General features: G+C 58.5%; 22 protein-coding genes. 13 read left to right on the forward strand and 9 right to left on the reverse strand.

The annotated features are described in order from the left end of the window. Window positions 1-47: 47 nt before the first annotated feature. The gene (gene polA, locus QRN48_RS00190; protein ID WP_285348241.1) at window positions 48-2,813 is read right to left on the reverse strand and encodes a DNA polymerase I; all 2,766 of its coding nucleotides are present in this window, start codon (window positions 2,811-2,813) and stop codon (window positions 48-50) included. 74 nt (window positions 2,814-2,887) lie between these two features. On the opposite strand from polA, the gene QRN48_RS00195 reads away from it, so the two are divergent. Both QRN48_RS00195 and QRN48_RS00200 read left to right on the forward strand, forming a co-directional pair. Beyond that, window positions 2,888-3,178 (forward strand): DUF2782 domain-containing protein, encoded by a 291-nt coding sequence (locus tag QRN48_RS00195; protein ID WP_037017085.1) that lies wholly within the window; start codon window positions 2,888-2,890, stop codon window positions 3,176-3,178. Window positions 3,179-3,212: 34 nt separating this feature from the next. Next, window positions 3,213-4,163: a homoserine kinase gene (locus QRN48_RS00200; RefSeq protein ID WP_285348243.1), complete on the forward strand. Its 951-nt coding sequence runs from the start codon at window positions 3,213-3,215 to the stop codon at window positions 4,161-4,163. A 93-nt stretch (window positions 4,164-4,256) separates the two neighbouring features. Here the strand turns inward: QRN48_RS00200 and znuA are convergent, their stop codons facing one another. Continuing rightward, complete coding sequence (gene znuA / locus QRN48_RS00205) at window positions 4,257-5,180, reverse strand: zinc ABC transporter substrate-binding protein ZnuA (RefSeq protein ID WP_285348245.1); 924 nt, start codon at window positions 5,178-5,180, stop codon at window positions 4,257-4,259. Window positions 5,181-5,246: 66 nt separating this feature from the next. Here znuA and QRN48_RS00210 point away from each other — a divergent pair, with 66 nt between their 5' ends. From QRN48_RS00210 to QRN48_RS00225, 4 genes are all read left to right on the forward strand, one after another. After that, window positions 5,247-5,729 (forward strand): Fur family transcriptional regulator, encoded by a 483-nt coding sequence (locus tag QRN48_RS00210; protein ID WP_037017078.1) that lies wholly within the window; start codon window positions 5,247-5,249, stop codon window positions 5,727-5,729. After that, complete coding sequence (gene znuC / locus QRN48_RS00215) at window positions 5,729-6,535, forward strand: zinc ABC transporter ATP-binding protein ZnuC (RefSeq protein WP_191944256.1); 807 nt, start codon at window positions 5,729-5,731, stop codon at window positions 6,533-6,535. The genes QRN48_RS00210 and znuC overlap by 1 nt, the downstream gene beginning before the upstream one ends. Then, window positions 6,528-7,310, forward strand: coding sequence for a zinc ABC transporter permease subunit ZnuB (gene znuB, locus QRN48_RS00220; RefSeq protein WP_285348248.1), 783 nt, complete (start codon window positions 6,528-6,530; stop codon window positions 7,308-7,310). Before znuC ends, znuB begins: the two co-directional genes overlap by 8 nt. Before the next feature lie 155 nt (window positions 7,311-7,465). Further along, window positions 7,466-8,179 carry a PA5502 family lipoprotein gene (locus tag QRN48_RS00225; RefSeq protein ID WP_037017069.1) on the forward strand — a complete coding sequence of 238 codons (714 nt, stop codon included), beginning with the start codon at window positions 7,466-7,468 and terminating at the stop codon, window positions 8,177-8,179. A 72-nt stretch (window positions 8,180-8,251) separates the two neighbouring features. Here QRN48_RS00225 and katE read toward each other — a convergent pair whose 3' ends face one another. Next, window positions 8,252-10,411: a catalase HPII gene (gene katE, locus QRN48_RS00230; RefSeq protein WP_285348250.1), complete on the reverse strand. Its 2,160-nt coding sequence runs from the start codon at window positions 10,409-10,411 to the stop codon at window positions 8,252-8,254. 379 nt (window positions 10,412-10,790) lie between these two features. On the opposite strand from katE, the gene QRN48_RS00235 reads away from it, so the two are divergent. The 3 genes from QRN48_RS00235 (at window position 10,791) to QRN48_RS00245 (ending at window position 13,310) form a co-directional block, all read left to right on the forward strand. Continuing rightward, the gene (locus tag QRN48_RS00235) at window positions 10,791-11,798 is read left to right on the forward strand and encodes a methionine ABC transporter ATP-binding protein (protein ID WP_285348251.1); all 1,008 of its coding nucleotides are present in this window, start codon (window positions 10,791-10,793) and stop codon (window positions 11,796-11,798) included. Beyond that, window positions 11,798-12,472, forward strand: coding sequence for a methionine ABC transporter permease (locus QRN48_RS00240; RefSeq protein ID WP_037017061.1), 675 nt, complete (start codon window positions 11,798-11,800; stop codon window positions 12,470-12,472). The genes QRN48_RS00235 and QRN48_RS00240 overlap by 1 nt, the downstream gene beginning before the upstream one ends. A gap of 64 nt (window positions 12,473-12,536) precedes the next feature. Next, window positions 12,537-13,310, forward strand: a complete 774-nt coding sequence (locus QRN48_RS00245; protein ID WP_285348254.1) for a MetQ/NlpA family ABC transporter substrate-binding protein — start codon at window positions 12,537-12,539, stop codon at window positions 13,308-13,310. A gap of 187 nt (window positions 13,311-13,497) precedes the next feature. Here the strand turns inward: QRN48_RS00245 and QRN48_RS00250 are convergent, their stop codons facing one another. Then, entirely contained in the window at window positions 13,498-14,130 is a 633-nt protein-coding gene (locus QRN48_RS00250; RefSeq protein ID WP_285348256.1) for an SCO family protein, read from the reverse strand. 149 nt (window positions 14,131-14,279) lie between these two features. Between QRN48_RS00250 and QRN48_RS00255 the strand changes: the two genes are divergently transcribed. Continuing rightward, window positions 14,280-14,930 carry a hypothetical protein gene (locus QRN48_RS00255; protein ID WP_285348258.1) on the forward strand — a complete coding sequence of 217 codons (651 nt, stop codon included), beginning with the start codon at window positions 14,280-14,282 and terminating at the stop codon, window positions 14,928-14,930. A gap of 24 nt (window positions 14,931-14,954) precedes the next feature. On the opposite strand, the gene QRN48_RS00260 is transcribed toward QRN48_RS00255, so the two are convergent. From QRN48_RS00260 to QRN48_RS00270, 3 genes are all read right to left on the reverse strand, one after another. Next, window positions 14,955-16,484 (reverse strand): SulP family inorganic anion transporter, encoded by a 1,530-nt coding sequence (locus QRN48_RS00260; protein ID WP_285348260.1) that lies wholly within the window; start codon window positions 16,482-16,484, stop codon window positions 14,955-14,957. A 131-nt stretch (window positions 16,485-16,615) separates the two neighbouring features. Then, the gene (locus tag QRN48_RS00265; RefSeq protein ID WP_420806914.1) at window positions 16,616-17,281 is read right to left on the reverse strand and encodes a carbonic anhydrase; all 666 of its coding nucleotides are present in this window, start codon (window positions 17,279-17,281) and stop codon (window positions 16,616-16,618) included. Window positions 17,282-17,584: 303 nt separating this feature from the next. Then, complete coding sequence (locus tag QRN48_RS00270) at window positions 17,585-18,643, reverse strand: PA0069 family radical SAM protein (protein WP_285348262.1); 1,059 nt, start codon at window positions 18,641-18,643, stop codon at window positions 17,585-17,587. A 193-nt stretch (window positions 18,644-18,836) separates the two neighbouring features. Here QRN48_RS00270 and QRN48_RS00275 point away from each other — a divergent pair, with 193 nt between their 5' ends. From QRN48_RS00275 to QRN48_RS00285, 3 genes are all read left to right on the forward strand, one after another. Then, on the forward strand, window positions 18,837-19,490 hold the full coding sequence (locus tag QRN48_RS00275; protein WP_285348264.1) for a dual specificity protein phosphatase family protein: 654 nt from the start codon (window positions 18,837-18,839) through the stop codon (window positions 19,488-19,490). 192 nt (window positions 19,491-19,682) lie between these two features. Next, complete coding sequence (locus tag QRN48_RS00280) at window positions 19,683-21,005, forward strand: phosphoinositide-specific phospholipase C-related protein (RefSeq protein ID WP_285348266.1); 1,323 nt, start codon at window positions 19,683-19,685, stop codon at window positions 21,003-21,005. A 39-nt stretch (window positions 21,006-21,044) separates the two neighbouring features. Next, entirely contained in the window at window positions 21,045-21,320 is a 276-nt protein-coding gene (locus QRN48_RS00285; RefSeq protein WP_285348268.1) for a hypothetical protein, read from the forward strand. 52 nt (window positions 21,321-21,372) lie between these two features. Here the strand turns inward: QRN48_RS00285 and QRN48_RS00290 are convergent, their stop codons facing one another. Together QRN48_RS00290 and prlC are read right to left on the reverse strand one after the other, a co-directional pair. Further along, window positions 21,373-21,660: a YheV family putative zinc ribbon protein gene (locus QRN48_RS00290; protein WP_037017037.1), complete on the reverse strand. Its 288-nt coding sequence runs from the start codon at window positions 21,658-21,660 to the stop codon at window positions 21,373-21,375. After that, complete coding sequence (gene prlC / locus QRN48_RS00295; RefSeq protein WP_037017032.1) at window positions 21,657-23,708, reverse strand: oligopeptidase A; 2,052 nt, start codon at window positions 23,706-23,708, stop codon at window positions 21,657-21,659. The genes QRN48_RS00290 and prlC overlap by 4 nt, the downstream gene beginning before the upstream one ends. Window positions 23,709-23,743 lie beyond the last annotated feature (35 nt).

The following is a 23,743-nucleotide window of genomic DNA, read 5'->3' on the forward strand; positions in this document are numbered from 1 at the left end:
GCCTGGCGCAGTTCCGATTCCGCGAAGAATCGAAACGACAAGCCGTTTTAGTGGGCCTCATCCCAATTATTGCCTACGCCCACTTCGACCAACAGCGGCACGTCCAGCTCGGCCGCGCCGCTCATGTGTACGCGGATGTCCTGGCTGATCTGCTCGACCAGATCCTCGCGCACTTCCAGAACCAATTCGTCGTGCACTTGCAGAATGACCCGCGCATCCAGACCTGAAGCGTCCAGCCATCCGTTCACGGCGACCATTGCGCGCTTGATGATGTCGGCCGCCGTGCCTTGCATTGGTGCGTTGATTGCCATGCGCTCGGCACCTTTGCGCAACGCCTGGTTCTTGGCATTGATGTCCGGCAAGTACAAGCGGCGACCGAAGATGGTCTCGACATAACCTTGCTCGGCAGCCTGAGTCCGCGTGCGCTCCATGTAATTCAATACGCCGGGGTAGCGCGCGAAATAGCGATCCACATACGCCTGCGATTGCTTGCGATCGACGCCGATCTGCTTGGCCAGGCCGAATGCGCTCATGCCATAGATAAGGCCGAAGTTGATCGCCTTGGCGCTGCGGCGCATGTCGTTGGTCACGTCAGGTAACTCGACGCCGAAGACCTCGCCCGCCGTCGCACGGTGTACGTCCAGGTCGTTGCGGAAGGCATGCAGCAAACCTTCGTCCTTGGCCAGATGCGCCATGATCCGCAACTCGATCTGCGAGTAGTCCCCTGCCAGCAGCTTGTAGCCCGCTGGGGCAACGAATGCCTGCCGAATGCGGCGGCCTTCGGCCGTGCGAATCGGGATGTTTTGCAGGTTTGGGTCGCTGGACGACAGACGCCCGGTGACCGCCACCGCCTGATGATAGGAGGTGTGGATTCGGCCGGTGCGCGGGTTGATCTGTTCCGGCAGTCGATCGGTGTAGGTGCTTTTCAGTTTGCTCATCGAGCGGTACTGCATCAGCACCTTGGGCAGCGGATAATCCTGCTCGGCCAGTTCCGCGAGCACCGCTTCAGCCGTTGATGGCTGGCCGGTGGCGGTTTTACTGATGATCGGCATGCCAAGCTTTTCGTAAAGAATCACACCGAGTTGCTTGGGCGAGCCGAGGTTGAATTCCTCACCGGCGATGGCAAACGCTTCGCGCTCAAGCTCGGTCATCTTGTTGCCCAGCTCGACGCTTTGGTTGCCCAGCAGGTTGGCGTCGACCAGCGCGCCTTGCCGTTCTATACGCGCCAGCACAGGCATGAGCGGCATTTCGATATCGTCGAGCACCGGCGCCAGAGTCGGCGTCTTGGCCAGCTTCTCTTGCAGCACCTCGTGCAAACGCAGCGTCAGGTCCACCTCTTCAGCTGCGTAGGTGCCGGCCTGCTCCAGTGCGATCTGGTCGAAACTCAGCTGTTTCGCGCCTTTGCCTGCGATGTCCTGGAAGTTGACCGGCGTGTGAGCCAGGTACTTGGCAACGAGGCTGTCACGGTCATGGCGCGTCGCCGTAGAGTCGAGCACGTAGGATTCGAGCATCGTGTCGAATTTGACGCCCTGTACGTGGATGCCCTGGCTCTGGTCGCCGTCGATTGCGCAGTTGGCCAAAAGGTTGATGGCAAACTTGGCGTGCTGCCCGACTTTGATCTTGCTTGCGTCTTCCAGCATGGGCTTGACGGCTTTGAGCACCTCATCACGATCGAGCTGTTGCTGCACACCCATATAAGAATGGGTGAGCGGGATGTAACACGCCTCGTGAGTTTTGATCGCGAAGGACAGCCCGACGATTTGAGCGCGCTGTGCATCTACCCCATTGCTCTGCACCACGAAAGCGAACAACTGCGCCGCCTCAAGCTTCTTCAACCAGTCGTCAAACTGCGTCTGCTCAAGAATGAGCTCGTATTTGGCCTCGATGATCGGCGCCGGCTCGGCAGCAGGCACAATTTCGGCGCCTTCTTCTCGCGCTTCACGCTGCAGGTCGGTGATCCAGCTTTTGAATTCGAGCTCGGTATACAGCGCCATCAACGCTTCCCGATCAGGCTCGCCGCAATGCAGAGCGTCGAGCTCGATGTCCAGCGGCACGTCAATCTTGATGGTCGCCAGCTGGTAGGAGAGGAAGGCCATCTCCCGATGCTCTTCCAGCTTGGCGGGCAACGACTTAGCCCCCCGAAGCGGCAATGCCGGAATCTTGTCGAGGTTGTCGTAGAGCTCTTTCAAACCGCCATTGATGCCGACCAGCAGGCCCGCCGCGGTTTTCTCACCGACGCCGGGAACGCCAGGAATGTTGTCGACCTTGTCGCCCATCAATGCCAGGTAATCGATGATGTGCTCGGGCCCGACGCCGAATTTCTCTTTCACTCCGGCAACGTCCAGCACGCTGCCGGTCATGGTATTGACGAGCGTGATGTGGCCGTCGACCAATTGCGCCATGTCCTTGTCGCCCGTGGAGATCACCACCGGTCGATCCGCCGCCGCACTGCTGCGCGCCAGTGTGCCGATCACATCGTCGGCCTCAACACCTTCAACGCATAACAGCGGATAGCCCAGGCCTCTGACGCAGTTGTGCAGGAAGTCGATCTGCACGCGCATGTCATCCGGCATGCTCGGGCGGTTGGCTTTGTACTCGCCGTACAGCTCATCGCGGAACGTTCCGCCCTTGGCGTCAAAGACAACGGCAAACGGACTGTCAGGATATTGCCTGCGCAAGCTCTTGAGCATGTTGAGCACGCCCTTGACCGCACCGGTTGGCAGGCCCTTGGAGGTCGTGAGCGGCGGCAGCGCGTGGAAAGCGCGGTACAGGTAAGAAGAACCGTCCACCAGGACGAGGGGCGCGAGACTCATGTGCAAGATCAACCTTTTCGGCGGGGTCGGCGCTAGAATGCGTGGACCGTTAACGACAAAGGCACAAGGTTATCATGCGCGCGCTCAATCGCCTGTTACTGGTCGGCGGGTTGCTCGCCTGCTCGTCGCTGGCGCTTGCCGCAGATGACGAGGCGCCCTCGGCCGAGCCAGACGTCACCATTCGTCAGAGCGGCGATGATTTTGTTCAAGAGTACCGCGCGAACGGATTCGTTTACGCGGTGAAGATCACGCCAAAGCACGGCAAGCCTTATTATCTGGTGCGTGCCGACGGTACAAGCGGTCAATTCATACGTTCGGATCAGCCGGACATGCTGATACCTCAGTGGGTAATATTCAGCTGGTAACGCCTTACATTCACTCTCTTGCTGGCAGTCTTCTATGTCCGTTTTTACTCCTCTGGCTCGCCCCGAGCTGGAAGCTTTTCTTGCCCCTTACGGGCTTGGCGCCCTGCGGGATTTTCAGGGCATCGCCGCTGGAAGTGAAAACACCAATTTCTTCATCAGCCTGGAACAGGGTGAGTTTGTGCTGACGCTGGTCGAACGCGGGCCGGTTCAGGAAATGCCCTTCTTCATCGAGCTGCTGGATGTCTTGCACGATGCCAAGCTGCCCGTCCCCTACGCGCTGCGCACCACCGAGGGCAAGGCCCTGCGCGAGCTGAAAGGCAAACCCGCATTGCTTCAACCGCGCCTGTCCGGCAAACACCCTGCCGAGCCCAACACTCAGCACTGCGTGCAAATCGGTGAGTTCATGGCGCATATGCACCTAGCGACTCGCACTCAAACCATCGAGCGCAAAACCGACCGCGGCCTGGACTGGATGCTGGAGGAGGGCAGTAACTTCATCTCGCATCTGGACTCGGCACAGGGCGCGCTGCTGACCAAGGCGCTCGAAGAGATACAGCGTCGCAAGCCGGCCATCATGGCGCTGCCAAGGGCCAACCTGCATGCCGACCTGTTCCGCGACAACACGTTGTTTGAAGGCACCCACCTGACGGGAGTGATCGATTTCTACAATGCCTGCTCCGGCCCGATGCTCTATGACATCGCCATTGCCGTGAATGACTGGTGTTCGTTTGAAAACGGGACCATAGACGCGCCGCGAGCGCGGGCTTTTCTTGGGGCTTATGCCGCACTGAGGCCATTCACTGCCGCCGAAGCCGAGCTGTGGTCGACCATGCTGAGAGTCGGCTGCGTGCGATTCTGGCTGTCGCGGCTGATTGCCGCTGAGACCTTCGCCGGCCAGGACGTTTTGATTCACGATCCCGACGAATTCCGCAAACGCCTGGAGCAGCGCCAGGAAACGCACATTCCGTTGCCGTTTGCGTTGTAAGGGTCTTAAAAGCCTCGTGAGCAAGCTCACTCCCACAGGGTCAATGCTTCAACTGTGGCAGAGAGCTGGCTCGCCTAGGCGTTGGCCCAGAAGTCAAAGACTCTCCAGGCACCCCGCCAGGTCATCCGCCAACTTGCTCAGCAACTGCTCGTAACCCTGCGCAGTGGCGGGGGTGTAGCCGCCTAAACCGTCCAGCTCGGCCAGTTTCACCGGCAGGCCGGCACTCAATGTGTCGGCAAGACGAGGACGCAGGGGCGGCTCGCTGAACACGCAGGTTTTACCAAACTCCGTCAGACGCGCACGCATGGCAGCAACGTGCTGAGCGCCCGGTTGAACCTCGCTGCTCACTGCAAACACACCTGCATGTTTGAGCCCATAAGCCTCTTCGAAATAATCGAATGCTTCATGGAACACGAAATATTGCTTGCCCGAGATACCTGCAACCCGCTGTTTGATCTGGGCATCCACTGTATCAAGGCGTGCATCGAACGCTTTTACGTTGCTCTCGTAACGGGCCGCATTGGCCGGGTCCGCTTCGCTCAAGTCAGCCGCCATCTTCGCAGCGATCACTCGCGCATTGGCGGAAGACAACCACAAGTGCGCATCGACGCTACCCGGCTTGTGGTCGTGGTCATGCTCGTCACCTTCGTCATCATGGTGATGATCATCGCTGGCCGTGAAATGCCGCAGATGCATGCCCGTCAGCGACTCGACCGGAACGGAAGGCTTGCTGCGCCCGGTCAGGACGCGAGGCAGGAAGGTCTCCATATTCGGGCCAATCCAGTAGAGCAAATCAGCGTCTTGTACCCGCCGTACGTCGGAAGGGCGCAGCGCGTAATTATGCGGGGAGGCGCCCGGCGGAAGCAGGACTTCAGGGACTGCAATGCCATCCTGCACTGCAGCAGCGATCAGCTGCAGCGGTTTGATACTGGTCAGCACGCGGACATCAGCCTGGGCGGGAGCGATGGAGGCGAAACCGGTAATAAATACGACAAAAAGTAAAAAAAGTCGGGACACGATAACCACTCATGGGGGCAGGAACGGGTAACATAATAACGTCTCTCTCAAAAGCCGTCGCCGCTCATGTCTAAAACACCCCTGGCCAGTCGCCCCCATGATCACTCTCACTGCGTGCACAGTGCACTCACTGAAGCCGACTCGCTGTGCGCGGGCAAAGGCTTGCGCCTGACCGCCTTGCGCCGTCGCGTATTGGAGCTGGTCTGGCAAAGCCACAAGCCTTTGGGCGCCTACGACATCCTTGCCGTGCTCAGCGAAGAAGATGGCCGTCGCGCTGCGCCGCCTACGGTGTACCGCGCGCTGGACTTCCTTCTGGAAAACGGCTTGGTGCACCGCATTGCGTCATTGAACGCGTTCGCCGGCTGCAACCACCCGACCCATGCGCATCAGGGGCAATTTTTGATTTGCCGCGAATGCCACGCCGCTATCGAGCTGCAACACGGCGCCATCAGTTCGGCCATTGTGGACGCTGCCAACGAGGTCGGGTTTGACGTCGAGGCTCAGACTGTCGAAGTCGTAGGCGTTTGCGCCGGGTGCAAGGCCGCCTGATGAGCGACGCGTTGATCCGCCTGAAAGACGTCAGCGTGAGTCGCGCCGGTCAGAGCGTGCTTGAAAATATCCAGCTGAGTGTCAGTTCCGGCGAAATAGTCACGCTGATCGGTCCTAACGGCGCAGGCAAAACCACGCTGGTGCGTGCAGTTCTCAGTCTGCTCAAACCCGACTCGGGCGAGATCTGGCGCAAGCCTAAATTGCGCATTGGCTACATGCCGCAGAAGCTGCATATCGACGCCACGCTACCGTTGTCAGTCCTGCGCTTTCTGCGACTGGTGCCCGGCGTCGATCGGGACACCGCGCGCGCGGCGCTGATCGAGGTGGGCGCAGAACGGGTTATCGACAGTCCGCTGCAAGGCATTTCGGGCGGCGAGATGCAGCGCGTCTTGCTGGCGCGAGCGCTGCTGCGAAAGCCGGAACTGTTGGTGCTCGATGAGCCCGTACAGGGTGTGGATGTCGCCGGGCAGGCCGAGCTGTATGCCCTGATCACTCAGCTGCGCAACCGTCATCGGTGCGGCGTGCTGATGGTGTCCCATGATTTGCATCTGGTCATGAGCACTACCGATCAGGTGGTCTGCCTGAATCGCCACGTTTGCTGCTCCGGGCATCCCGAGCAGGTCAGTAACGATCCGGCATTCGTTGAGCTGTTCGGCCACCATGCGCCCAGCCTGGCGATTTATCACCATCATCACGATCACGCGCACGACCTGCATGGCGAAGTCTGCCAACCCGCGGCGGCTCACGATAACGTTCATAACCATAATCACGATCACGATCACGGGGACAGCTGCAAGCATGGCTGATTTTCTTCTTTACGCCTTGTTCGCAGGCCTCGCGCTGGCCGTAGTAGCCGGCCCTCTGGGGTCGTTCGTGGTGTGGCGACGCATGGCTTATTTCGGCGACACGCTGTCCCATGCCGCTTTGCTCGGCGTGGCACTGGGCTTTTTGCTGGACGTCAGCCCGACCATCGCCGTGACTGCGGGTTGCCTGCTGCTGGCGGTCTTGCTGGTCACACTGCAGCAGCGTCAGCCGCTTGCTTCGGACACGCTGCTGGGCATTTTGGCGCCCAGCACCTTGTCATTGGGGCTGGTGGTCTTGAGTTTCATGCGTGACGTGCGGATTGACTTGATGGGTTATCTGTTCGGCGACCTGCTGGCCATCAGTCCAAATGATCTGGCGTGGATTCTGGCAGGCAGCGCCTTGGTCCTGATTCTGATCTGTGCGCTTTGGCGCCCCTTGCTGGCAATCACTGTGCATGAAGAGCTGGCAACGGTCGAAGGGCTCCCGGTAGCCGCTCTGCGCATGACATTGATGCTGCTGATCGCCGTGGTCATCGCAGTGGCCATGAAAATCGTCGGCGTGCTGTTGATCACCTCGCTGCTGATCATTCCCGCTGCTGCGGCACAGCGTCACGCCCGCTCTCCCGAGCAGATGGCGCTGGGGGCGAGCCTCATCGGGGTGGTCGCAGTGTGCGCCGGACTGGCATTGTCCTGGTTCAAGGACACACCGGCGGGCCCGTCTATCGTGGTTTCGGCAGCTACGCTGTTTCTGCTTAGCTTCCTTTTGCCCAAGCGGTAGAACCTTGGGTGGCAAGCAGAGTCATACTCCGCAATAATCGAATAGCGGCAATGTGCAATGACGCTTGCCCAGCCCCGGTGCTGATCAGTTATTTTCGGTGCAGGTCACTTATGTGTAGACTTGCTCGTTTTTTGCGCAAATAGAGAATCGCAGGAATGAAGCCGTACGCATCCCGTTATCTGCTGCTTGCTGCATTTTCCATCCTGATGAGCGCTTGCCAGAGCAAGCCTGTGGAGCAGCCTGCACCTGTGGCTGCGCCCGACGCCTATCAGCAGCTGGAACAAAATATCGCAAGCAGCGAACTGGCGACTGCCGAAGATCAGTTGGCCGCGCTGCAAAGTAAATCCCCGGATGATCCTCGACTCGAGCAATACCAGCGTCAGCTGGCCGAGGCGTATCTGAGCCGCAGTCAGATCGTGCTGCAGAAAGGCGACATGAACGCCGCCGCCACTGCACTGAGCCGTGCTCGCGCATTGATGCCCAAAGCGCCCGCGCTGACCAGCGGCGTCAACGGCGCTATCGCCAATGCACGGAAAGCCGAGCTTGAAAAGGCAGAAGCCGAGCTGCGAGCAGCGGAGGCGAAACGCAAAGCCCGGGTGATCGACCCGAGTGCGGAGAGCACAACCATCGATCTGAAGATCAACGACATGAAGCAGTTGCGCCGGCAGCTCAGCGACATTGCCGAAGATGTCACTGCGTTCAACTGCGCCGTTACAGTGCAGGTACCTCGAACGGACGATTATCCGTGGTTGGCTACGTTATTGACCAAGCGCGTCGGGAAGATCAACCCGGATTTCGAGCTGCAAATGCAACGTGTAATCGAGCGCACCGAGCCGGCGAAGATTGTCTTGAAGCCCGCTCAGCTCTGATCGATTTTTGATCAAAAGAAAGGCGCTGCCCTCGCGGGCAACGCCTTTTTTGTTACGCGCTACTCCTGCAAGTTACGCAGGAATGGCCTTCGCTTTTGGCTCACGAGCCCACACCCGGTGTTGCTGGATGGCTGTGAAAAACGCTTTGAACGAAGCGCTGTCAGAAACGGCCAGCAAGCCGGCATCAGCTTCCAGGCGCAGCAGGTCAATCAGCTTCTGTGCGTCACCTGCGTAAGCAATGGCTTTGAGGTGCTTGTAGGCCTCAAGGACATAGTGCAGCGCTACGCCGTCGCCGCTCAGGGCCTGAATCGATGCATCGCCACCCGGGATGAACACCGCGTCAAACGCGACAGATGGCAAACCTTCCATGGAAGCATCAACCGCCAACGGAGCGCCGCTCGCCGTTTTGACCGGTGCGGACGTCGGGCCGAGGACCTTGGCGTGTGCGCCTTCAGCTTCCAGTGCCGCCTTCATGGTGGCTACGGCTTTATCGTCCACACCATTGGCAACCAGGATGGCCACTTTGCGCGAAGCAATGTCGGCGGGCAGCAGATTCGCCTGACTCAGGAGTGGCGACTTGTCGACAGTCAGTTTGCCCGTGCTTTGCGCTTGTACGGTCGGTGCCGATGGCGCTGGCAGACCAAGGTTCGCAGCGACACGTTGAGCCAGGGTAAGGTCGATATTCGCGAGAATCTCGTTCACCTGACGGGCACGAATGTACTCACGCTCCACCTTGCCCAACTCGAAGCTATAGGCCGCGATGATGTGCTCTTTCTCGTGCTCGCTCATGCTGTTGAAGAACAGCGTGGCTTGGGAGAAGTGGTCGCCGAACGAAGGGCTGCGCTCACGCACTTTGTGCGCTTCTACGCGCTCCGGATACGTCTCGAAGCCACCATCCTGCGGACCGGCAGGGGTTTCTTTCGGCCAGCCGCCGTCGATCGAGTTGGGCTCGTAGGAAGCACGACCTTTGTCGATGGTGGTGCGGTGCTGCGCATCACGCTGGTTGTTGTGGTTCGGCGACACCGGACGGTTGATCGGGATCTCGTGAAAGTTAGGCCCACCCAATCGGCTGATCTGCGTATCGGTGTAGGAAAACAGACGCCCTTGCAGCAATGGGTCGTTAGAGAAGTCGATACCCGGCACGACGTGGCCTGGGCAAAAAGCGACCTGCTCAGTCTCGGCGAAGTAGTTGTCCGGGTTGCGATTGAGCACCATTTTGCCCAGCGGCGTTACCGGGACCAGCTCTTCCGGGATGATTTTGGTAGGGTCCAGAAGGTCGAAGTCGAACTTGTGCTCGTCTTCCTCGGCGACGATCTGCACGCCCAGTTCCCATTCCGGGTAGTCGCCCATCTCGATGGACTCCCACAGATCGCGGCGATGGAAGTCGGTATCTTTACCGGCAAGCTTCTGCGCTTCGTCCCACACCAAAGAGCAAGTGCCGTACTTGGGCTTCCAGTGGAATTTGACGAACGAGGATTTGCCTTCGGTATTAATCATCCGGAAGGTGTGGATGCCGAAGCCCTGCATGGAGCGCAGGCTTTTCGGAATTGCACGGTCAGACATGGTCCACAGCACCATGTGCGCGGATTCAGGTACCAGCGAGACGAAATCCCAGAACGTGTCGTGCGCCGAACCACCAGTAGGAATTTCGTTGTGGGGCTCAGGCTTCACGGCGTGTACGAAATCGGGAAACTTGATCGCGTCCTGAATGAAAAACACTGGCATGTTGTTGCCGACCAGGTCGTAGTTACCTTCGCCGGTGTAGAACTTCACTGCGAAACCGCGTACGTCACGCACGGTATCGCCAGAGCCGCGTGGGCCCTGAACAGTGGAAAACCGGACGAACACCGGGGTTTTCTTGCCCGGATCGCGCAGGAACTCGGCTTTTGACAGCGCAGAATGGTTCTCGTAGGTCTGGAAGTAACCATGAGCCGCAGTACCGCGTGCGTGAACAATGCGCTCAGGGATGCGTTCATGGTCAAAATGCGTGATCTTCTCGCGCATGATGAAGTCTTCGAGCAGCGATGGGCCGCGCGCTCCGACTTTCAGGGTGTTCTGGTTGTCGGAGATCTTTACGCCCTGATTGGTGCGCAGAGCCTCGCCGGTCGCATCGGAGCGAAACGTCTCAAGGCTTTCGACCTTGGCGTTGGTATTGCCGCGGTCCAGCGTGTCGGTGCCGGCCAGCTCACTTTTGGCATTCGGGCTGACAGGGGGATTGGTGTTGTTACTCATCAGGCAAAGCTCCTCGGTTCAGGCGGCTCCTTTTTCGCCTCCAGGCGGAGGCAACAGGAGCTCGTTGACGGAAATGCCTGACGTACATAAGCCAGGCGAAATTCACGCGCTATGTAAGTGACTGACGATGAAAACAGCCGTTCCGTTTGTTTTCCCGATTCCATGATTTACGCCGTCAAACTGACAGTCGGCCATCGATATGACCGTTCGGCAGGTGCAGTGTGAAATAAATGCTAAGAAGGCTGGGCCCAATCAGGATTCCACAGGCTAAAATGCGCGCCCGGTTTACCCAGCCGAAGCCGAAATGGCATCGCTCAGCAGCGTGATGAGTGCATGAATTCCACGCTGATCTTTCAACGCGCCCCACAAGGTTCGCTCCGTGATCGAGTTCCAAAACGTTCATAAGACCTATCGGGTCGCCAACCGGGAAATTCCCGCGTTACACCCCACCAGCTTGCGCATCGAGAACGGCCAGGTGTTCGGTCTGATTGGCCACTCCGGCGCGGGCAAAAGCACCCTGTTGCGCCTGATCAACCGCCTTGAAGCGCCCAGCGGCGGCAAGATTCTGGTGGATGATGTCGACGTCACCGCCCTGGAGGCCGACGGTCTTCGTGGCTTTCGCCGTCAGGTCGGGATGATCTTCCAGCATTTCAATCTACTGTCCTCCAAGACCGTGGCCGACAACGTGGCCATGCCGCTGACCCTGGCCGGGGACATGTCCCGCGCACAGATTGATCAGCGTGTGGCCGAGTTGCTCGCACGCGTGGGCCTTTCGGACCACGCCAGAAAATACCCCGCGCAACTGTCCGGTGGGCAAAAGCAACGCGTCGGCATCGCACGCGCGCTGGCGACCAAGCCGAAAATTCTGCTCTGCGACGAGGCCACTAGTGCTCTCGATCCGCAGACCACTGCGTCGGTGCTGCAACTGCTGGCCGAAATCAACCGCGAACTAAAGCTGACCGTCGTCTTGATCACCCACGAAATGGATGTGATTCGTCGCGTCTGTGACCAAGTGGCGGTGATGGACGCTGGCGTGATCGTCGAGCAGGGCGCTGTGGCCGATGTGTTTCTGCACCCCAGCCATCCGACCACACGCCGCTTTGTTCAGGAAGACGAGCAGGTCGACGAGAACGAGCAGAACAGCGATTTTGCCCACGTCCAGGGCCGCATCGTGCGCCTCACCTTTCAGGGTGAAGCCACTTACGCGCCGTTACTTGGTACCGTCGCGCGCGAGACCGGCGTGGACTACAGCATCCTGGCGGGTCGAATCGACCGCATCAAGGACACGCCTTACGGGCAACTGACGCTGGCCATTACCGGCGGTGACATGGACGCTGCGTTTGCACGTTTCACCGCAGCTGACGTTCACATGGAGATCCTGCGTTGATGGATACCCTAAGCACTCTGTTTTCAAACGTCGACTGGTATGAAATCTGGCTCGCAACAGGCGACACCCTGACCATGCTTGGCGTCTCGCTGGCATTCACGATCCTCTTGGGTTTGCCGCTTGGCGTGCTGATGTTTCTCACCTCGCCGCGACAGTTGCTTGAGAACAAGCCGGTCTACGCGACCGTAGGCTTGATCGTGAACATGCTGCGTGCGCTGCCGTTCATCATCCTGCTGATTGTCATGATGCCGCTCACGGAAATCATCACCGGCACTTCACTGGGTATCCTTGGCACCTTGCCGCCGCTGATCGCGGGCGCTACGCCGTTCTTCGCACGGCTCGTGGAAACAGCACTGCGTGAGGTAGATAGAGGCATCATCGAGGCCATTCAGGCCATGGGCGCCACCACCCGACAAATTGTGATCAAAGCGCTGTTGCCCGAAGCACGTCCCGGCATCCTCGCCGCCATCACTGTTACGGCGATTGCGCTGGTGTCGTTTACCGCCATGGCCGGCGCGGTCGGTGCAGGAGGCCTTGGCGATCTGGCGATTCGCTACGGTTATCAGCGTTTCCAGAACGATGTGATGTTTGTGACGGTCGTACTGCTGCTGGTCCTGGTGCAGATCCTGCAAACCGTCGGCGACAGACTGGTCGCGCATTTCTCACACCGTTAACCGAATTCGCCGGTCGCTGGCCGGCAGATGCATGCGCCTACGCATGCATTCAGGAGCAAAAAAGATGAAGAAGTTATTGGCTGTATTCGCTGCTGTAGCGGCCCTCTCTGCCCACGCTGATGAGAGCCTGACCGTTGCGGCCACTGCCGTGCCTCACGCCGAGATCCTCGAGTTCGTGAAGCCGATGCTGGCCAAAGAAGGTGTGACACTGAACGTGAAGGTCTTCAATGACTACATTCAGCCGAACGTGCAGGTTGATCAGAAGCGCATGGACGCAAACTTCTTCCAGCATCAGCCGTATCTGGATGAGTTCAACAAGGGCAAGGGGACGCACCTGGTCAGCGTCGCCAAGGTTCACATCGAGCCGTTTGGCGCGTACTCGGACAAATTGAAAAGTCTGGCCGAGCTGCCGGATGGCGCTAACGTCGCCATCCCGAATGACGCCACCAATGAGGGCCGGGCGCTGTTGCTGCTGGTCAAGGCCGGTTTGATTACTCTTAAAGATCCAACCAGCATCACCGCCAAGCCAAGCGACGTGCAGCAGAACCCGAAAAACCTGAAATTCCGCGAGCTGGAAGCGGCGACCCTGCCGCGCGTACTCACGCAAGTGGACCTGGCGCTGATCAACACCAACTACGCTCTGACCGCCAAGCTTGATCCGACCAAAGATGCGCTGATCATCGAAGGGGCGGAATCACCATACGCCAACATTCTGGTGACCCGCGAAGACAACCAGGATGCACCGGCTATCCAGAAACTGGTCGCCGCGCTGCACAGCCCGGAAACCAAATCGTTCATCGTTGAGAAGTACAAAGGCGCCGTGGTTCCAGCGTTCTGATCGGGCCATTTAGGCAGGTGAAGCCAGATACCGCGTAAGACTCGACCCCTCATCCGCCACACCTCCCTGTAGGAGCGCGCTTGCCCGCGAAGACTCAGGTACAGACGATAGACACATATCGCATGTACTGATCACTTCGCAAGCGCGCTCCTACAACGATCGAACCCGGCACTCACGTCGGTCGCTGCTACTTCCTTTCAACCAGCCCCGGCAACTGCGCCACCAGTTTCTGGCTGTTCAGCGGCGCGCGGATAAAACCGCGCTGAGTTCCGTCCGGGCCGAGCAGGGCGAGGTTGCCGCTGTGGTCGACCGTGTAGTTGGGCTTGCTGGTGTCCGCGGGGAAGTAAGGGATGCTCACGGCATTCGCCAGCTTCTGCAGCGTATCGACCGGCGCCCTCAGACCAACGAACTGCTTGTCGAAATAACCCAGGTATTGCTTGAGCTGTTGCGAGGTGTCGCGATCGGGATCGACGCTGATCAGCACAATGCGCAGATTCGCAACAGCATCAGCGGGCAGTTCGCTTTTGATCTGACGCAACTGCGCCAGGGTGATTGGGCAAATGTCCGGGCAAAAGGTGTAGCCGAAGAACAGCAAAGTCCATTTGCCCTTCAATTGGCTCAATGAAAGGGGCTGACCGTCCTGATTGGTGAATGACAGATCCGGCACAGCGCGGCTTTGCGGAAGCAGGATTATCCCTGCATCAACGAACGCGGTCTGGTCGCCCTGATCCGTTCCGGACAGTGTGCGGTAGACGGTGAAGCCAAGCGCCAGCGCCACAATAGCGACAAGGATGAAAACGGTTTTTTGGGTTCGAGTCATGGCTGAGCGCATGTGATGTTCTGGGGAGTGGCAATTATGCACTTAAGCATGAGCCTGTTATGACAATTACGTCTTAGCGTCACTCGTGCGCAAGCTAACGTATGACTTCTCTATAATGACCGTTTGGTTTCACTGCCTATGGAGCACCCATGAACACTGCCGCATTGCGCGAGCAAATCAGCCGAGCTCAGAAACACGAAAACCAGTCGGGTCAGCTATCGCGCCAGCTCGAGTCGCAACTTCCTCATCTTCATCCCTCCATTCATGTCCCGGAAGTAGACGCACGAGGCGTGCTGACGCGCTTCGTCATTGCCTACATCAGCCAAGTGCCGGATTTGCTGGACGCTGCCCATGACGTCGCATTACAGGCCGGGATCGAAAGCCAGATCAAGCCGGTGCTGAAAATTGCCGAACAGTTTTTCAGTGCGCCGCCGGCCATTATGGTCGGCCATGAAGGCCTCGACGGTCTGCTGGACGAGGCGTACCTGGCCCACCGCCTGGTGGAAGAAGTAAATGATCTCTACATCAAGCATCTGGGTCAGCCGTTGATCCCGGTGAACACCACCGTGGCCAGCGTCATTGCTCATCAGTTGATCGGCGAATCGTTCGCCAACCAGCTGGACGAAGTGGTGCATCACGCTATCGACGAAATGCTTAACGAGGAGAGTTTCTCGCTGGAGTCAGTGGAAGCCTACCGCGAGTGCCTTGCCAGCCCGGATACCGAAGCAGCCTGGAAGCGCTGGCCCAGCCTGTCCCGGCAACTGGGTGTCGGACTGGAGCTGGAGTGCGGGAACGACTAGCCCCGCACTCCCTGCGCTGCGCCCTCAATGCAACGCGGCGCCTCCAATGGAAGTGCGGATCCGTCCTTCTACGCGACGCTTGAGCAATCGCTGCTCCAACAGCAGACGCGAACCCTGTGCCGCATTGGCCCGCCCCCATTCTTCCAGCAACTCCAGGCAGGAATGGTCAATGTAGGTCAGATTGCCCAGCGGCACGTGCAATGTGGTGCCAGGTGGTACGGTTTCCAGCGTCTGCGTGAGCGCCGGGACCTTGAGGAAGGTCGCCGACCCGTTCAGGCGCAGCTCCATCTCACCGTCTTCCGGCAGGTCCACGAGATTGATTTTCAAGCGCGATGCATTCAGTGCCAGCTTGACCAATGTGAGGCCGAAGCCGATCAGTACGCCGGTCAGCAGGTCTGTCAGGACAATCGCGCTGGCCGTCGCGCCATAGATGAACATCGGCATCCGGCCGTAGCGTCCCAGCCCCTTGAGCGCTTGAATGTTGACCAGCTTCACGCCGGTATAAACAAGCACACCGGCCAGGCTCGCCACTGGAATACTCTGCAGCACGCTGGACAGCAACAGCACGAACGCCAGCAGCCACAGACCATGGAACATCGCCGACAGACGAGTCTTCGCACCCGCCTGGACATTGGCCGAGCTGCGCACGATAACCCCAGTCATTGGCAATGCACCCACCAGCCCGCACAGCATGTTGCCCACGCCTTGCGCGCTGAGTTCCTTGTCGAAGTCCGAACGTTGGCCATCGTGCATGCGATCTACCGCTGCTGCCGACAGAAGCGTCTCGGCGCTGGCGATAAAGGCCACGGCAATCGCCGCGATCAAGATGGCAGGGTCCGCCAGATTCATCAGGTCAGCCGGGCGCAGCCAGTCGATGGCTTCAGCGAGGTTGGCCGGAACTTCGACGCGCTTGACTTGCAAGCTCATCACCAGACTCACCACCGTTGCGATGCCGACGCCAAGCAACGCGCCCGGCACAAACCGCAGCGCGTGGGGACGGCGCTTTTCCCACAGCCACATGATCGCGATGGTACCCAGTCCCAACAAGCCCGCCTGCATGCCGCTGCCCGCGCCGACAGCACCGAGCAGGGTCTGCGGGAACGCCACCAGGTTGTCCAGCCCCGAGGGCTTGGGGCCACTGTCGAACATGACATGGACTTGGGAAAGCACAATCAGCACGCCGATGCCCGCCAGCATGCCGTAGACCACCGCCGGCGCCGTGACGCGAAACCAGCAACCGAGCTTCAAGCGCCCCGCCAGTAACTGCAATGCACCGGCAAGCAGCAAAATAGGCCCCAACATCGCCATCCCGTGCTCACGTACCAATTCAAACACCAGCACTGCCAGACCTGCTGCCGGGCCACTGACCTGCAACGGCGAACCCGCCAACCAACCCACCACCAGACCGCCAATAATACCGGTGATCAAGCCCTTGGACGGTGGCATGCCGGAAGCGATGGCGATGCCCATGCACAGCGGCAGGGCCACGAGAAAAACCACCACGGAAGCCAGCAGCTCCCGTGGTAACAACGCTTTCAGATCAGTAGTAGCCATGACGACTCTCCGGAATTCAGACGTGACAACGCCCGGCGGCACGCGCAATACGCGGCCGCTACGAGCTTGTATGAGGGTGGAACCGTCAGGGCCGACGCCGCTGCGCTCAGGCGCAGCGGGTCAGCCAGCGATCAATATCGCCCGCGGGGGATCGACGCCATGGGCACCGGATGGTCGCCATCCAGCGGCAGGAAGCAGTCCTGCTCGGCATCGTATGCGCGGATTTCGCTGGTTTCGATGTCGTAGACCCAGCCATGGATGAACAGCTGACCGCTGGCCAGTTTGGACGCCACGGAAGGGTGTGTGCGCAGATGCTGCAACTGCGCGATGACGTTTTCTTCGGTCAGGACGTGCATGGTTTCATGCTCGCCGGTGCAATTGCAGTTGTCTTGCACCACCGTCTTGGCCACCTCGGCGTGGCGCAGCCAAGCCTTGACCGTCGGCATTTTTTCCAGCGTATCGGGGTTGAGAACAGCGCGCATGGCACCGCAATCGGAGTGGCCACAAACGATGATGTGCTGCACACCCAAGGCGAGGACAGCGTATTCAATAGCCGTCGATACGCCGCCATTCATTGGGCCATAAGGCGGGACGACGTTGCCCACGTTACGGGTGACGAACAGGTCGCCCGGCGAGCTTTGGGTGATGAGTTCCGGGACGATGCGCGAGTCGGCGCAGGTGATGAACATGGCCCGGGGATGTTGGGCGGTGGCGAGTTTCTTGAACAGCTCTTCCTGCTGAGGGAAGACGTCATGGCGGAAATGCTTGAAGCCATCGACGATGTGCTGCAGCGCCATTTCGGCGGTTTCCACCTGAGGCGTTACGCCTGCGGTTGCAGACTTTGGCTGCTTATCCTGGTCACTCATGTTTCATCCTCTCTGACGGATTGAAGTGGACTGTCCGGCGAATCCTGTGGATGACCCACTTTACGGCCTTCGTGCGAAACTTTTCCTACGAGACCAATCGGTCACTTCCGACACACCTTAACGACGCAAACTTAATTGAAACTGAATGCGTGGCTCTAGCTCGCGGGTCTCGCGCGGGATGTTCCGACGGGACCCTTTCAGCGTCGGCTCGATGGCGATGAGACGCCTCGCGAGTCACAGCAGCGACATCTGACCGCCGGGCGGGCAAAAGGCGCTGCAGTCCAGCTGAAAGCTCTCTCTACGGTTCAGACCATACTTCTTGATCGCCAGGCTGTATCGCTGCGCCAGCAACTCCGCAAAGACCCCTTCGCCGCGCATCCGTGAGCCAAAGCGGCTGTCATAGACTTCGCCGCCACGGCTCTGCCGGACAAGGCTCATCACGTGTTCGGCCCTTTGCGGATAATGCGCCTGTAGCCACTCATCGAACAACGGGGCAACTTCCAGAGGTAACCGCAGCATCACGTAGCTTGCACTCAACGCACCCGCGGCCTTGGCCTCGGCCATCAGTTTTTCCAGCTCCATGTCGTTGATCATCGGAATCATCGGTGCAAGCAGGACACCCACAGGCACGCCCGCTCCGCGCAAGACGCTGATCGCCCGCAGTCTGGCCTTTGGCGCGGCAGCGCGAGGTTCGAGGATGCGCTTGAGTTCATCGTCCAGGGTCGTGAGACTGATGAACACCGACACCAGCCTCGACTTAGCGAGCTCCGCCAGCAGGTCAAGATCACGAAGAATCAGCGAGCCTTTGGTGATGATCGTCACTGGATGGCGGTAACGCAGCAACACCTCGAGCGTCGCTCGGCTGAGCGCGTACTCGCGCTCTATGGGCTGATACGGATCGGTATTCGCACCCAGCGTGATGGGCGCCACGCTATACCCGGGCTTGGATAACTGTTGCTCCAACAAGGCTGCCGCATTGGTTTTCGCGATCAGCTTTGTCTCGAAGTCCAACCCTGGCGACATGTCCCAATACGCATGGCTTGGCCGGGCGTAACAATAGATACAGCCATGCTCGCAGCCTCGGTAGGGATTGATCGAGCGATCAAAGGGGATGTCGGGCGAGGAATTGCGCGCGATGATGCTTCTGGCGGTCTCCAGCGTAACGGTCGTGCCTTGAGTCAACGGCGCTTCCTGATACCAGCCGTCGTCTTCAGCCACTGACCGATTGGGTGCGAACCGGTTATGCGGATTGGTCGCGGAGCCACGTCCGCGTGGAGGCAAATGAATAGACATGCTGGCTTCCCGATAACTGTTCATACATACAGTATCGCGAAACGCCGGGTGCCTTCACGCGCAGGCCCGGAAAAACATCCTGGTCCCGATCAACGGCTTTCACCAACTTTTGACGTACGTCTCACAGCGCATTGACTGTGAGGAGACAAAACTCGGCGTGCCGATATTGGCTGGTTTCGACGGTAGTCTCCCCATGCGTCTCCGCCCGTTTGCTGCTCAGTTGTTGGTTCTGCTTACTACGTTGGTGACACCCCTTGCACACGCTGAAGAAGCTGCCCCTGTGCTATCGACGCGTCCTGACCAATGGGCCCAACTGGTCGATCGTCACTACAACCTCTACAGAATCACCCCAACGCTGTACCGAAGCCGTCAGCCCGACGCCGCTGCCCAGCCGCTTTTGCAACAACTGGGCGTGCACACCGTGATCAATTTTCTCAAGGACAGTGACAGCAAATGGCTGTCCGACCCTTCCATCGCCAAGGTGCAGATCCCGTTGCAAGTCGTACACATCGATGACGCAGACGTGATTGAAAGCCTGCGTGCTATCCAGAGCGCGCAAGAAAACGGTCCAGTGTTGATCCATTGCAAGCACGGTTTGGACCGCACCGGGCTGGTGGCGGCGATGTATCGCATCGTCGCTCAAGGCTGGAGCAAACAGGCCGCGCTGGATGAAATGGAGCATGGAGGTTACGGCGACGAAGACAGCCTCAAGCGCGGGATCGACTACATCAACAGAGTTGATGTAGCAGCCTTGAAGTTGGCGATGGACACTGGCGCGTGCAGTACAAGCGTATTTGCCCTTTGTTCTATCAAAGACTGGTCGCACAAGGTTGGGGTTATCTATTAAAAGCATCGGCTTCCAAGTTTCCGATGCCAATCAAATTAACCGCAGAGTTCCAACCACCGCTCGCATCTTGCAACACACCCATTCGGAGAACAGGTGGCGCTGACACAAAACACAACTACTACTAAGCAGGTGCCGAGCTAGGCATGAATGAGCTAACCCCGTACCTGAAACATATCGAAAAGGATTTCGACAATGACTCTGAAATATCCAATGTGCTTGCTGGCGACGCTTTTAAGCGCCACCACACTAAAAGCAAATGCGACAGTGCTCGATTCGCGAGACAAACCATTTAATGAGTACAGTTGGGTCACCACTCACAACTCTTATGAAAAGATCAATCAAAATCTGAAGGAAATGCCAGCGCAACTCAACGATGGCGTGCGCGGGTTTATGCTGGATCTTTACGTCGAGCATGCAAACCCTCGCCCCGAAGCACGTATCAAAGTCTGCCATAAGCAAATTGCCTGCTATGGACCGTTTGCTGCCCAATTGAAAAACGAGTTTTTGCCGTTCTTGCAACGGAATCCAGGCGAAGTGATCACCTTGTTCCTCGAAACCTACGTCGGGCGCGACGATCTTCAGAAAGTTTTCAACACCTTGCCGGAACTGGGGAATGTGTCGTTTGACCCCGCTCATTTCGCGGCTGATCAATGGCCGACGATCAATCAAATGGCGGCCCGTAATAATCGCCTGATCATGTTAGCGGACAAACGCGAGGTTGCCGGCGACTACTGGGTTCGGGGCAAAAAAATCACGGTGCTGTTTGACCAGGACTGGATTGTGCAGAACCACTGGGCGACCTTGGGCAATGCTGCCAGCAGCATAGAGAGCGCGCATAACTGGTCATGCCCCACTCGATGGGGCAATTTACCGCTCAGTACAAAAGCGGTTGCCACATCCACGGGCAAGCAATGGAAACGGCTCTTCCTCATGAACCAGTTTCATCCCGCCACCTCCACCACCCTCGATTCGGCAGCTTACGACAATAATCTCACCTACCTTAAGCGCCGCGAAGACAACTGCGGTGTGAAGCCTAACTACGTGGGTATCAATAACTACAAAAGCGGTGAAACCGAGCGCTACACCAACGCACTGAACAATGGCGGCATCTATTTGCATGAAGGCCCGAATGCGACAAGGGCACAAGATCTCGTTTGCGTAATCCCGGTGCGCCCGGGCGTGGTCAATCTGAGCGCGAATGGCTGTGAAAATGATGAAGCGCGATCAATGTCCCTGTCTGGCGTGGCAAAAGGCACACGCATCCAGTTATATGACAACGCCTCGGGCAACACTCAGGACGACCACATGACCGTCGATATCATGCGAGATATAGGCATCCACGAGCGGGTCGTGCTCCCAAGCTTTGAAGCAGACGTCAGCAACTCTCATTACAGAGCGGTTTACAACCGAAACAATGGACTAAACGGCAAGGTCTCACGAGTTGTCATCGGAAAAACGCCCACGGACTTCTCCGACGCAACTGTGGCGTTCTATGAAGGAAACAACGCCTCCTAGAACCTCGATTGCGTCATTCCCTTCAATTTCCAATACACCATGAAACTGAGCAGCAGATACGGCTGCTCCAACGACGAAATCAAATCTGCAAAAATCATCAAGGCCAAAGCGGGTACGTCCTTCACGCTAACGGGCAGTCCTGAAGGGGGCTACAGTCAAGGCCGAGTGAGCGTGCAGATCATGCGCGATATTACGTCGCCTATCGTTATCCCGACCTTTAACAGCAGCTATTCAAACGCCGATGTTAAGGTCAGGAATTACAAGGAGCCGGTCAGCGGCAAGGTGTCGTTCGCCTATATAAACGGCGCCCCGTAACCACCAAAAAGGGATGCTCGAAGAGCATCCCTTTCTTTCTGCGTCATTCACTTCAGCTCGGATCAATCGGCTTCTTCAACTTGGGATTCGGGAAGAACTGCACGCCCTGCACCTTTGGATCGGCCGGCTTCACAGCAGGTTTGTTTACCCGCGTGCCAAGCTCCTTCGGAATTGACTGCCCCTGTGCATTGAGCGTGTCGGAATAACCGCAGTGCACGCATTCACGGTGCGGCACGTCGTCTTCGTTCCACATCATCAATTTGTCAGGCTCGCTGCACGCCGGGCATACCGCCCCGGCGATGAAGCGTTTTTTGGTAATCAGCTGCGGTGTTTCGGTCATGCTGCGGCATCCTCACTCAAGCCGGAATGGCGCAAGAGTGCGTCAATCGAAGGCTCGCGTCCGCGGAAGTCGACGAACAGCACCATCGGCGCCTGCGAACCACCGCGCGCCAGAATGGCCTCACGGAATGCACGACCCGTCTGCTCGTTGAACACGCCCTCTTCCTCGAACTTCGAGAACGCATCGGCAGACAACACTTCGGCCCACTTGTAGCTGTAATAGCCGGCCGCATAGCCGCCTGCGAAGATGTGCGCGAAGCTGTTCGGGAAGCGGTTGTACGCAGGCGGACGCATCACCGACACCTCGTCACGCACGCCTTCGAGTACTTGCAGCGTGGTGCGGCCGTCGCCATGGGTGGCATGCAGCTCGAAGTCGAACAGCGAAAACTCCAACTGACGAACCATCATCAGGCCGGACTGGAAGTTTTTCGCTGCCAGCATCTTTTCAAGCAAGTCCTGAGGCAGCGGCTCGCCGGTCTCGTAATGGCCGGAAATGAGCGCCAGGCCTTCCGGCTCCCAGCACCAGTTTTCCATGAACTGGCTCGGCAGTTCGACTGCATCCCAGGCCACGCCATTGATGCCCGACGCACCTGCGTGCTCGACGCGGGTGAGCAGGTGATGCAGGCCATGGCCAAATTCGTGGAACAAGGTGGTGACTTCATCGTGGGTCAGCAGCGCAGGCTTGCCGCTGTCCGCAGGTGTGAAGTTACAGACCAGATTGGCCACTGGGCTTTGCAGGGTGCCTTCGGCGGTGCGACGACGATCACGGGCACCGTCCATCCAGGCGCCACCGCGCTTGTTGGCACGTGCATAGAGATCGAAAAAGAAGCGTCCGACGTGCTGGCCGTTTTCCTTGATTTCGAACAAGCGGACGTCCGGGTGCCACGTATCGAAGCCCTTCTGCTCGGCTATTTCGATGCCGTACAGTTTTTGCACGATCGCGAACAGGCCGGTCAGCACTTTGTCGACCGGGAAGTACGCACGCAGCGCCTCTTGGGAAACGCTATAGCGCTGTTCGCGCAGCTTCTCGCCGTAGAAACCGCTGTCCCAGCTTTGCAGGTCCGGGCAGCCTTGTTCGGCGGCATAGGCTTTCAGCTGCTGCAGATCCTGAACAGCAAACGGCTTGCTGCGTTTGGCCAGATCACGCAGGAAGCTGAGAACCTGATCGCTGGACTCGGCCATTTTGGTAGCCAGGCTCAGCTCGGAGAAGCTGGCAAAACCCAGCAGCTTGGCCAGTTCCTGACGTAGATCGAGAATCTGCTCCATGATCGGGCCGTTGTCGTTTTTGCCAGCGTTCGGGCCCTGGTCAGACGCGCGGGTGCAGTACGCGGCATAAACCTCTTCACGCAGCGCGCGGTCTTGCGCATAGGTCATGACGGCGTAGTAGCTCGGGAATTCGAGCGTGATGAGGTAGCCTTCGAGGTCTTTCGCTTGAGCTGCGGCGGCCATTTGCGCCTTGGCCGAATCGGTCAGACCTGCGAGGGCAGCTTCATCAGTGATGTGCTTGCTCCACGCTTGGGTGGCGTCCAACAGCTGGTTGGAGAACTGGCTCCCCAGTTCGGACAATTTGCTCTGTACCTCGGCGTAGCGTTTCTGTTGCTCCGGCGGCAGATCAATGCCTGACAAGCGGAAGTCGCGCAGAGACTGTTCCAGAATGGTCTTCTGGGCAACGTCGAAATGTGCTGCCTCCGGGCTGCTGGCCAAGGCTTCGAAGGCCTGGAACAGCTCACGGTTCTGGCCCATCTCGGTCGAGTACGCGCTTAATGCCGGAAGGCATGATTCATAAGCCTCGCGCAGTTCCGGACTGTTGCACACGGCGTTCAGATGACTCACCGGGCTCCAGGCGGCGCCGAGGCGATCATTGAGTTCGTCCATCGCCAGCACCAGGCCAGCCCATGTAGGCTGCGAACCTTGTTTAGCAAGAATGTCTGCGATCGCAGCGCGGTTGTCGGCGAGAATCTGTTCGATGGCAGGTTTTACATGCTCGGCGCGAATCGCCGAGAAAGGTGGCAGGTCGTAGGATTGCAACAGAGGGTTGTTCGCGCTCACGGTTTGGCACCTTGGCTAAAAGAAACACCCACGCA

The organism is Pseudomonas sp. ME-P-057 (genome assembly GCF_030208975.1).
Lineage (GTDB): Bacteria > Pseudomonadota > Gammaproteobacteria > Pseudomonadales > Pseudomonadaceae > Aquipseudomonas > Aquipseudomonas lutea.